This is a genomic window from Chitinophaga sp. GbtcB8, from assembly GCF_019091455.1.
In the GTDB taxonomy this organism is placed as follows: Bacteria; Bacteroidota; Bacteroidia; order Chitinophagales; family Chitinophagaceae; genus Chitinophaga.
The window spans coordinates 47,144-58,965 of sequence record NZ_JAGXJN010000039.1 but is presented as its reverse complement, the minus strand read 5'-3'; the positions used below and the strand labels follow the sequence as shown (position 1 = coordinate 58,965).

General features: G+C 47.6%; 7 protein-coding genes. All 7 read right to left on the bottom strand.

The features are described 5' to 3' along the window. Nucleotides 1-13: 13 nt before the first annotated feature. The 7 genes from KVT36_RS26230 to KVT36_RS26200 all read right to left on the bottom strand — a co-directional run bounded on the left by KVT36_RS26230 (nucleotide 14) and on the right by KVT36_RS26200 (nucleotide 11,755). On the bottom strand, nucleotides 14-1,111 hold the full coding sequence (locus tag KVT36_RS26230) for a hypothetical protein (RefSeq protein ID WP_217606413.1): 1,098 nt from the start codon (nucleotides 1,109-1,111) through the stop codon (nucleotides 14-16). Between the two features lie 10 nt (nucleotides 1,112-1,121). Further along, nucleotides 1,122-3,386 (bottom strand): hypothetical protein, encoded by a 2,265-nt coding sequence (locus KVT36_RS26225; RefSeq protein WP_217606412.1) that lies wholly within the window; start codon nucleotides 3,384-3,386, stop codon nucleotides 1,122-1,124. A 466-nt stretch (nucleotides 3,387-3,852) separates the two neighbouring features. Next, entirely contained in the window at nucleotides 3,853-5,142 is a 1,290-nt protein-coding gene (locus KVT36_RS26220; RefSeq protein ID WP_217606411.1) for a M20/M25/M40 family metallo-hydrolase, read from the bottom strand. Between the two features lie 158 nt (nucleotides 5,143-5,300). Further along, nucleotides 5,301-7,667 (bottom strand): glycoside hydrolase family 127 protein, encoded by a 2,367-nt coding sequence (locus tag KVT36_RS26215; RefSeq protein WP_217606410.1) that lies wholly within the window; start codon nucleotides 7,665-7,667, stop codon nucleotides 5,301-5,303. 55 nt (nucleotides 7,668-7,722) lie between these two features. After that, on the bottom strand, nucleotides 7,723-9,474 hold the full coding sequence (locus KVT36_RS26210) for a DUF885 family protein (protein WP_254640210.1): 1,752 nt from the start codon (nucleotides 9,472-9,474) through the stop codon (nucleotides 7,723-7,725). A gap of 16 nt (nucleotides 9,475-9,490) precedes the next feature. Next, entirely contained in the window at nucleotides 9,491-10,741 is a 1,251-nt protein-coding gene (locus tag KVT36_RS26205) for an FAD-binding oxidoreductase (RefSeq protein ID WP_217606409.1), read from the bottom strand. Between the two features lie 9 nt (nucleotides 10,742-10,750). Continuing rightward, nucleotides 10,751-11,755 carry a 4-hydroxyproline epimerase gene (locus KVT36_RS26200; protein WP_217606408.1) on the bottom strand — a complete coding sequence of 335 codons (1,005 nt, stop codon included), beginning with the start codon at nucleotides 11,753-11,755 and terminating at the stop codon, nucleotides 10,751-10,753. Nucleotides 11,756-11,822: the final 67 nt, after the last annotated feature.

Here is an 11,822-nt window from a genome sequence, read left to right as displayed (position 1 = left end):
TTTAGGTATGCTGTTATTGTTTATGCTGCCGGGTATAAATAAATTTCATTTGCCAGTACTCGTGACGGGAGTTTAACAAACGGAATAAATAGGTTTTTTCATCTTCCAGCCGGCTTCCTTTCAAACCCAGCTCCAGCAGGTTATCACCTACGGTCAGAGATAGCTTCCCATGCTGAATAGCGCTGCTGCCTTCCTGCAAGGCGATTATTTCATACTGCACGGTTTTATCATTTGCATCATTGCTGTAGGAAAAATAAAGCGGGCCGCTACTATTAGCAACTGCAGCACCCAGCTCTTTTTTCAGCTGCATATATGCATTTGCGTTGGCTGCCTGCTTGTTTTGCATGCCTTTGATCCGGAAGGTCCAAACTTCCGTTTGTGCTGCATACCGGGGGCCATTGTTTGCAGTGATGGTCCAGGCATAGGTTTTAGCGGTATCCAGTGCTACCGCTGATGCCGGGTAGTTAACAAAAATGTTTTTGTTATGCATGGCCCGGAATACCGGGATATTCTGCTGTATGGCTTCTGCTGCAGATTGGCCGCTCCGTAACTCCACCAATACCAGGTCATAATTCAGATCGTTGAAAATGTTCAGCGGGGCTGGCGGCAGCCAGGTAAATTGCGGCAAAACGCTTTCCAGCAAACTTCCGTTAGCCGGTGCATTCAGTAAAGGCGGGCTTACCGGTTCAACAGTAAAAGGAATACAATCTTCGGCCAGCAATGCGCCACTGTGGCCACTTGCCACAATGCTATAACAAGCCTGGTAGTTGCCGGTGGCCAGCAGCCCGTTCACATTCCTGTCCACAGCGGCAGAGAGGTATTCATATTGCACCGGGCTTGCATCCTCCATCTTTACCTGTTTTGCGCCTTTATATAATATAATGGTGCGTGAGATACCCGTTAACAATGGTTGGTTGGTTTGTGCATCTGACAGCCGCAATACGATCTTCACATTCGCAGGTGCGCTGGAAGCAGATACCAGCAGCATATTCCACAACTGTGATTTTTGCATCACTCCAACCGGCGGTAGCTGCACTGTCATGCTTACCTGCGCCCGCGCACGCAGTGCGGTTAGCATTACCATGCATATCCATAGGTACCTTTTCATCATGCTTACTTATTTAAAATATTTTAGTATAGGTCAATCTTCCTGTGTTATTGGGCACCAATTGTTTATTGGCCCCGGGTATAAATCCTTTATCTCCCATTAATGCTACCTCTCCTATCTTCGGTATATTCACCCGCGCATTGGCTGTATAGCCTACCTGCTCAAGGTTATACACCGTTTGTTTATTGTATTTAAGACCACCGCCGGTTTCCAGCCAGCGGGTTACCTTAAACTGCAGGTTACCATCTGCCCCATACAAAGCGTAATCCTGGTTGGTAGCGGCTGATAAAGATCCGCTCAGTGTAAAGCGTCCCAGGAATACCGTATGATTTAATAAAATGTTCTTACTGTTGAAGTATACAAAGCTGCTGTCTGTTTGCTTGTTATAAAAACGGGTATAAGAAAGCACAGTGTTCATCATAATACCCCGGTACTGGAAAAAGTGGCTAAGAGAGCCTACCAGCGTATAGAACAGGTTTTCAGTAAAATGATCATCGCTCAGCTTCATTAACTGAGAGCTGGGTGAATACCCTATTGATACAACCGGCCATTTGCGGATACGCAACGTACCCTGTATGCTTTTAAAGATGGTGCTGGTATGGTAGTCTACATTCTGGTATAAGCTGGTAAAATCATTCTGCCGGATAGATGCTGAAACAGTCAGCTGTTTTCTGAAGAAAGGCTGATCTATCCGCAACAACCATGCGCTTTGAGCAGAGCCGGTGGTGTACAGGCTGAATGACTGGAAATTGGCTCCCATTCTCTTATACATGGCATTGATGCTGGTGCCGGTAAGGGGTATAAAAGAGAATGATTTTACAGAATAAGCTTCATTGGAGCGGTTGCCAAACTGGAATACGCTTCCCATGGCGCTTTCCTTTTCAGCAGCCCTAGCGTAATAAGGCAAAGATGATTTTGCTATTTCCCCTACCAGGTAATTGTGTTTATTTAACTGCCATTTGCCTTCCAGCGATATGCCCATGATGTTATAATCAGGCGCTGATTGCGCACCGGTACCGGAGGTATCTGTATTGAAATTGTACAATTGTTTTTTACCGGTGTACCAGGTGAGAATGATGTTGTTCCCTTCCCGCATACCGGTACCTACCCTTATAAGGTTCAGGTACTGGCGCGACCTGTTTTCATTTACAATAAAATTCCTGAACCGGTAATCGACCATACCCGTGGCGAAAGCCACATAGTAGGAAGGATTGTATTCCGCCTGCACCCCTAGTATGCTGATATCTTTGGCGGTTAGCTCTGAATAGTCTACAAGGGTTCTGCCCAATCCTATAGAGCGTATAGCCAGTAACGTTTTATAGCCTCTGGGCAGCACAGTGTCCGGCAGGTTCATGGTATGCAGGTTATCAGACAATTCCTTATTATTCCGGCTTTGCGCCAGCACATCCATCAAACGTTCATTATTTGCGCCAAACTGTTTTTTCCTTTGCTGATATAGCTTATCAAACCGGGCAAACTCCTTTTGTAATGAATCTAATTGTTCTGCAGCCGTCTTACGTTCAGCTGTAAATTTCTGAAGAGCGGTATCAGCTTTTGAATATTCAGGCTTCTGCCAGTTATTTTTGGGTGGCCAGTGCTGCGACAGATTAACATTTTCCATAGCATAAGATGGAAGCTTTGCCAGTGAGTCCCGGGCACTGGCATACAGCGCTCTTTCCTTTGCCTCTATTACCTGCTGCAGGCCTGAAGGGGCCTGTAGCTTGTATTTTAAACGGCTGATCTCATTTGCTCTGAGCTCCAGACTATCCCTGAGCAGCTGCAGTTGCTGTAACTGCTGCAAACGGCCGGCATCCCAATGACGGGCATTATTCATCAGCATATTCTTAAAATCACGGTTCGTGTACCGGAGGTTAAGCCCTGTAACATTCCTGAACAGCGAAGAGTTACCCATGTTGGTTGAAAAAGCTACTCTTAGCGGGCATTGATTGCGTATATTAATATCGAGAAATGTTTGAACAGTATGCTGATAGACATCTTTTTCCACATAAGGCGTATCTACGTTTGACTGGTAGTACACATCATACATGACATTGCCATGAACGGTAAGAAAAGGGGAATGCTGGGGAACCGGCGAAATATGTCTCCTTACCCGTACCGGTATTGCTACCGTATCCTTTTTAGGCAAAGGATAGGTAGTAACCGTTACACCCTTACAACCAGTGTACATGAGGTAGTAACCGGTATCCTGCCGCGACTGGCTATATCCGTTGGATATAAAAAGCAAAAAAAGTAATAGTATAGAGGTACAGGTTCTCAAAACAATGTGTTATTACATATTCCTTACTGTTCATGCATGCGGACCCCGCGTGCATAACGCACAGTAATTCACATGAATTGCTATTGCTAGCATTTAAAAATGACAATAATGGATACTGTAACAGGGAAAAACAGGGTGATTAGCTGTTAACGCTTGTTTCACAGTATAGGGTAACCATTTGATGTTTATTTCCGGGTTACTATCTCTTGTGTATTGTCCTAATATTTCTTATTCGGGTAGTAAAAGGGCTAAAACGCACAATTATCTACATAGGTATAAAAGATTCCGGAAACAAAGATTTAGATATTTATCGGATTATACAAATTTTTGTCCTAAAAAGTCATACTACTTTTGTTATGCCTACCTGTTTTATCACGCTATCCATCAACCAAAAAGAGAGGCAAACATCCGCACATTTTTTCAAACATGCAAATATTTGCCCCTAATAGTATTTCATCTCTGTACACTATTTTGCTAAACCTGCTTCTGCCAGCAATACTAACAAAGTACGCTGTATGGCCAGGTAACCATTATCATTGATCCACCACTCCTGCAGGGCATGCGCATTGCCGCCCTTACCGCCGCTACCCATGGTAATGGCCGGTATGCCTTTGGAAATGGGAATATTGGAATTGGTAGAGCCTACGCGCAATTTAGGTGATCCGCCAATGAATGCAATGGCTGCTTTTGCGCGTTGTATAACGGCCAGGTTACTGTCTAAACCACCGGAGGGGCGGTCGCCTATCAGCTTTACATCAACGGTTAGGTCTGCGCCGGCGCGTTTCATCTGGTTTTCTTCCAGCAAACCCCGCTGCACGGCCTCCTGCAGCAGCTTATCGGCAGCGGCTACACGCTGCGGGCTTTCTGAGCGCATATCTACTTCCATCCACGATTCAAAGGGAATAGAGTTTACAGAAGTACCACCGCCTATTACGCCTACGTTATAGGTAAGCCTTTCGCCCGGCTGCCGGGTTAAGCTGTCTGCCGCTACGGCCCAGTAATGAATGACGCGGCCCAATGCATTGTGCGGGTTAGCCAAACCAAAAGCGCCGGAGGAATGGCCGCCCGGGCCTTTGAATGTGATATTATAACGGTGGGAGCCTAATCCGCGGTGCGTAATGCTTTCCATATCCCAACCATCAATGGCAATGTATGTGTCAATTTTACCAGGCCCTTTATCGCTGAAAAGGTTCTTTACACCCCGCAGATCGCCCTGCCCTTCTTCTCCTACTACGCCGCAGAATAGCACATCTGCCTCCGTTTCAATGCTGTTCTTTTCCATGGCTTTTAATATGGTGAGCACTATGGCCAGCGCACGGGTATCGTCTATAATACCCGGGGCAGCCAGCGTGTCGCCTCTATGCTTCACCGTTACATCTGTTCCTTCCGGGAAAACGGTATCCAGATGGCCTTCCAGCACCACTACCTTTTTACTGTTCTTACCTTTGCGTTTGCCCAGCACATTGCCTACATTATCAATCCACACAGAATCCGCGCCAGCGGCCTTCATCATGGTTGCATACTTTTCCGCGCGTTTCATTTCCTTAAAGGGCGGCGCTGCAATTTCAGTTAACAGCAGGTGATCGCTAAGCGTTTGTGGTTCCATTTCAATGATGGACTGGAATGCTTTTTTCACAGCTGGTTTATCTGCCAGCGCTTTTATTTCCTTTGTGTACTGCTTATCCTGTGCATACAAGGTAGTGCCGGCTTGCAGCAACATGGCTGCCAATAAGGTTTCCTTTACTAATTTCCGCATATAATTATTTTCATTTCTTTTTAAAGATCCTGAGGGTTCAGTATAAATTTAAAAGGAAATGGTCATTCTAATCACATTTTTCATTCAATAAGCGCCTGTTAAAATGCAAAAGCCAGGCAACACATGGTTACCTGGCTTTTTGCGTAACTGCTGTATTACTATGGTTGTTGCATCATTCTTACAGTGCCATACACCGGGCCTACGTGATTATCTTTCCGGGCCTGCAGCTTTACCGTAACAGTTTGTTTGCCTTTGGTAAGCTCCGCAGGAATAGGATACACCACATCATAAAATTTGCTGGCTTTATATTTATTCAGATCATCCGTACCTGCCTGCACGCCATCTATTAATATATCAAACTTGCAGTAACGGTTATCCATACCCCAATAGGTGAGCTGCAAACTGTTTTCTTTTTCCGGGTTCACCTTCATGGTGAATTGCATGTATCCATCATCCCACACAGCTCTCCATTTTTTACCATGTTCTTCGCCGGTAGTGGTTTTGTCGCTGGTAGCGAAATTATGATCACGCTCCGGTTGCATTTCCGCTATGCGCAGCGCATCTACCGTGCGGGATTCTATTTCCTGCTGTTTCTTCTTTTCTGCTTCGTATTTGGCCTGCTGCGATTTCCAGCCATCCGGGGTAAAGGCATCCCAGTACACGCTATAGTATTCATTCTGTATGGTGTTGAACGGCACCAGCGTTACATCTGCCGGCTGGCCTATGTTGCTGGTATGGAACACCAGGGATTGCGGATCATCTGTACGCAGCCATTTGTTGGCATCTTTTTCAGCGGTCACTAATACCGGTATACCTGTTACAGGATCCGGCTCTTTATTACCTAACTGTCCGGCCAATACTACGGGGCCATAGAACAAGGCTACACGGCCCGGGTTATCGGGCATTGCTTCTGTATACACATCCATGGGTAAGGTTAGCGCTACTTTATCGCCGGTTTTCCAGGTACGGTTAATGGTAATGTAACCATCCTCACCGGGGGTAATGGCCTGCGTTTTACCATTTACTGTAAGCTGCATACCCTGCTGTACCCAGCGTGGCTTGCGTATGCGTAAAGCAAATGCAACGGGCTTTTTAGCGGTAATGGTAAATGCTACTTTATCGCTGGCAGGCAGCTTTGTTTGCTGTTCCAGTGTAATGCCCTTCTGCTGCCAGTTCAGGCGCGATGCAATGAAAAGGTTCACATACAGGCTGCCATCTGTACCTTCAAAATAAATGCTCTCTCCATACTTCACATGGTTTTCCATACCGGAGCCTACGCAGCAGGTAAAGGTGTGGAACGAATCGCTGAACTCCTTACGGGTGCCCATACGCAGCGGCACAAAGTAACACATCATACCGCTTTCATGGTTCTGGGAAGAAAGGATGTGATTGTATAATGCGCGTTCGTAAAAATCCATCAGGTTAGCTGCGGGCTGCAACGCAAACAAATGCCGGGTTAGTTTCAGCATGTTGTATGTGTTACAGGTTTCCATGGTGTTTTCTGTGAGATAGTCGTTCAGCTGGTCCGGGGGGCCCAGGTACTCATAGTTACTGTTACCACCCGGTGCATAGGAATGGTGCTGTGTAACCGTATTCCAGAAGAAACGGCCAATAATGCTGTCCTTATCCGCGCCTGTTAGCTCATAGCGGCGTATGCAGCCAATTACTTTAGGTATTTGTGTATTGGAATGTTTACCGGGCAGCACATCCTGCTGAAGGGCCAGTGAATCCAGCACACGGCGGTCGTGGAACCTGTAGGAAAGATCCAGGTATTTCTTTTCACCGGTAAGGGCGTAGGTGTTCACCAGCGCTTCATTCATGCCGCCATATTCACACAGCAGCATTTTCTGCACCAGGGAATCCGGTAAGTGGCCTACTATTTTCTCCGTCCAGTCGGCCATGCCTTTTTCTACATCCAATGCCTGTTGGTTATTACAATAGATATACGCATCCAGCAAACCGGCCATGATCTTGTGCACCGTGTACCAGGGCGACCAGCCGCCGTTGAGATCAAACCCACGGGAACGGATATGCCCTTCTGATACTAATTGCCAGATGCTATCCTCACTGGGAATAGCGCCTATATAACCTGTTTTGCGGTGCTGCTGGCATTCTGCCAGCTCGCTTACCATATAATTCACTTTATCCAGGAAACGCTTATCGCCACTGGCCGCATAATGCATAGCGCAGGCAGAGAGATAATGGCCCAGTGAATGCCCGGCCAGGCCGGATGATTCCCAGCCACCATAACGTTTAGCTTTTGCTTTCAGACCGGAATGCTCCCGGAAATCGGCCAGCAAACGGTCTGGCTCTAATAGCGAGAGGTAAGCAACATCTGCATCCTGCGCCTTTTTAAAAGGCCCGTCCAGGATCTGTACATCTTTCAGATTAAAGCTGTAAGCATGTACCGGCACCTTAGCGGCTACCTTCATTATCTTCTCCTGCCGTTCCGGTACGTAAGACTGTGCCAGCAGGGCGTTATAACTTGTGTGTAACAGCAGGATGGAAAAGAGTAATTTCTTCATTGTAAAATAGTTTAGGAAGCTGCAATACTTGTTACAATGACGTGGAATAAGCCATTTATTTCAATTGATAAAACCGCCAGTTAGTTTTGAAATCTTTATTGATAGTTTGATTGGTAAGAATGGCGCGCAACATTTCCACCGGCATTTCATTTTCATGCAGCACCGCGTCATGGTATTGTTTGTATGTCATTTTACCACTATCCACCAATTCCTTTTTCAGCGCATAGAACTGCAGGCCGCCGATCATGTAAGCCAGCTGGTATAAAGGGCTGTAACCCAGGCCTGCTACAAAAGAGCGGCGTACTTCGCCGGCTGCATTGGCCCGCTCATGCCCTACCCTGTCTACCAGGAAATCTATACACTGCTGGGGCGTCCATTTGCCCAGATGAAAATTAAGGGAGAAGATAATACGCGCGCAGCGGTGCATACGCCAGAACAGCATGCCCACACGGTCTTCCGGGGATTGCGGAAACTGCTGATCCCATAACAACATTTCCCAGTACAGCGACCAGCCTTCTATCCAGAACGGCGTATCAAAATTCCGGTAAGCTTTGTAGCGGCGGTTCATATACATCTGCAGGTGGTGGCCTGCTATCAGCTCATGATGCACGGTAGCGCGGGAGAAATGCGGGTTATTACCACGCATGCTCATCAGCTTATCCTCCTCGCTCATATCATCTGTTGGGTAAGAGATGCTTAACACTTCCCCGCCGGTAAAGAAGGGATTCACCAATTGCCGCTCCGGCGTCATCATGATCATGCGCCAGCTTTCTTCTGCCAGGGGCGGAATGGTTACCAGCTCTTTCTGTTTCAGGAAGGCAACAGATTCATTGTATAGTTTCATGATGGCCTCCGGTTGTTTGCCGGCAGGCACATAAGTGTTCTTTACTTTTTCCAGCGCCTTTTTCCAGTCGTCGCCAAAACCCATTTCCCGGGAGGCTTTCAGCATTTCAGCATCACACCAGGCAAATTCTTTGTTGGCTATTTGTATCAGCTCTTCCGGGGTGTAAGGGATCAGCTCATCCTGCAGCTGGCGGATCAGCTCATCACGGCCAATGGGATAACCGATAATACCGCTGCCATCATCCTTAGCGCCGGGAGCAGCTTTTTCCTGCGCTTTCCAGGCAATAGCATAGGTGCTTAAAGCAGTATCCAGGTCGGCATAGGGTTTAGCCATCCACCAGGTGTATTGCGGATCATAGCTGTTGTAGAACTGGTGTACGCTGTGCAGCGCATCCTTTAAGCCTTTTACAATACCCTCTGCTCTGAGGATGTGGTAGATATCAACATTCTTTTCTTCCCGCAGCGCTTTGGCTTTCTTCAATACATCTATAGACATGCTGTGAAAATCTGCGGCCAGCTGCTGCGCATTTTGCTCTGTACCCCGCCTGCGAACCTTTTCCACTGCGTAGATCTTATCTGCAAAAGGGAACCATTCTTTTAATTGGTTGTATTGCGTTTCTTCTTCCTGTAAGCTGTGCAGTTGTGCCTGCAGGTCTTTTCTGAACAGGATATAATCTACCCGGCTACCAGTGGGCAAGGCGTTAAAATCAACCTGGTCCAGCTGCTGCAGGTATTGATTGTTCAGCTTTTGCAGCTGCTGCCGGCGTTCCGGTGAGTTACCTACAAAATAAAACCGGCTGATGCTGCCCTTATCCGCATTATACGTTACCATGAGATTATTGATCTCGCTGCTTTGCTGGTATAATGCTACTGGCGCCTGCTGTTGCGCATGCGCTATTGAGTTAGCGGCTGCCAATGCCGTTAATACCCATACGATCCTGGTTGCTGCCTTTTTGCCCATCATGTTATATGTGGTTTACTTATCCCCGTTGCGGGTGGAAAGGTGTTATATCCATAGAAGCAGGTACGCCCTGCACCAGCTCACTTACCAGCTTACCGGTACCTGCGCCCAGGCTGATACCCAGCATGGAGTGCCCGGTGGCAATAGTTAAATTCGTATACTGTTGTACGTTACCAATGTAGGGCAAGCCATCTGCACTGCAGGGGCGGTAACCATACCATACCTTATCTGCCGCAGGCATGGGAATATCATACGCCGGGAAATAACGTTTTACAGATTCCAGGATGCCCTGCACCCTTTGCATACGCGGCGGGGCATTTACCCCGGTAATTTCCATGGTGCCGCCAAAGCGGATCTTGTTCCCATCCATGGGTGAAATGGCCACCCTGGCCTCGCTTAATATAATGGAGTGATGCACTTTGTAAGGTGCATTTTCATACGTTACGGAATATCCGCGCCCACCTACCATGGGTAAGCGCAGGTTCAGCTGTTTGGCCACCGCGCTGCTCCACACACCGGCTGCCAGCACCACATGATCTGCAGGGTATTGCTGGCTGGCTGTTTTCACACCTTTCAGCACCTTGCCTTCTGTAATAAAACCCGTTACTTCCTGGCTGCCTATCAGCCGCACACCTTTTTGCTGCAACCAGTTGAGCAAACATTGCATAAGCTTATTGGGATACAGCTGCGCATCGCCGGCAAAATACAGTGCGCCTATTGCATCTATATCCGCACCAGGCTCCATGGCCTGCAGCTCTGCTTTATTTAACAGGCGGGTATCTAATCCTAAGGCTAAAGCGTCTTTTAAAGTATGTTCCGCATGCTGTGCATTTTCCGCTGTTTTAAACAGCTCTAACATGCCTTTGGGCTCATAGGCGAAATCCATACCCGGCAGCTGCGCCCAGCTTTCATACAGCTGTTTGCTGAGCAAAGCAATATCCCGCAGGGGAATGGCCGACCGCTCCACATGTTCTTTGGTAGCGCTTTTCATGAACTTCAATCCCCAGGAGATCAGCTCCCCGCTTAAACGCGGCTGCACATAAAATGGGCTTTTGGCATTCAGCATCCATTTTAATCCCTGCTTTATAATACCAGGTGTGGCCAACGGTACAAAATGGCTGGGGCATACATACCCTGCATTGCCGTAGGAGCAGCCCTGCTGCATATCCGTAGTATCTAATACAGTGACCTTATACCCTGCATCCTGCAAATAAAATGCGCTGCTGAGGCCAATAATTCCGCCGCCAATGATGATAACTTCCTTAGACATATTCTTCTGCTATATTACCTGTAATCCGTATGCATACGGATCATCTTCCGGGTCAATTGTAATGGTGTTGTAGCCGTAGATCCTGGCCCAGCCTTCAATACTGGGGCGGATAGCCGGTACGCCTCCGATATTGGTTTCCTCTTCTATACGGCCAATGAACTTAGAGCCGATAATACTTTCGTGAATAAACTCATCTCCTTTTTTGAGCTGGCCTTTAGCATACCACTGCGCCATACGCGCAGAGGTGCCGGTGCCGCAGGGTGAGCGGTCTATGGCTTTATCGCCATAGAACACGGCATTACGGGCGGTGGAAGTCTTGTCTAACACCGCGCCGGTCCATAATACATGGGAGCAGCCGTTGATATGCGGATTGTCCGGGTGTACGAACGTATATTTTTCGTTGATGCGTTTCCGCACTTCGCGCGCCCAGGTAATGAGCTGTGCAGAGGAATAATTTTCCAATCCTGAAAAATTCTCCTGCACATCTACAATAGCGTAATAGTTGCCTCCGTAAGATACATCTACCTTCAGCAGGCCCAGGTCCGGGCATTCCACTTCCAGGTCTGTTGCAGCCAGGTAAGACGGCACATTCGTGAGCTTTACGCTTTTTACCTTATTACCTTCCTGTTTATAAGTAACGGTTACCAACCCTGCCGGCGCTTCCATACGCACTACACCGGGCGTTTTGGGCGTAATGAGCCCTTCCTCAATAGCAATGGTAATAGTGCCAATGGTACCGTGGCCGCACATGGGCAGGCAACCGCTGGTTTCTATGAACAGCACTGCTACATCATTAGCCGGATCATGCGGCGGGTATAAAATACTGCCGCTCATCATATCATGCCCGCGGGGCTCAAACATCAGCCCTTTACGGATCCAGTCATATTCACGTAAAAAATGATTACGCTTCTCACTCATATTGCTGCCTTCCAATACCGGTCCCCCGCCAGCTACCAGCCGGACGGGATTACCGCAGGTATGCGCATCAATGCAAAAAAATGTTTTCTTAGCCAAGGATGAAGTCAATTACGAATTATCAATTACTACCCCACTCAAATGGGGCACAAGGTTTCCGGTTTAC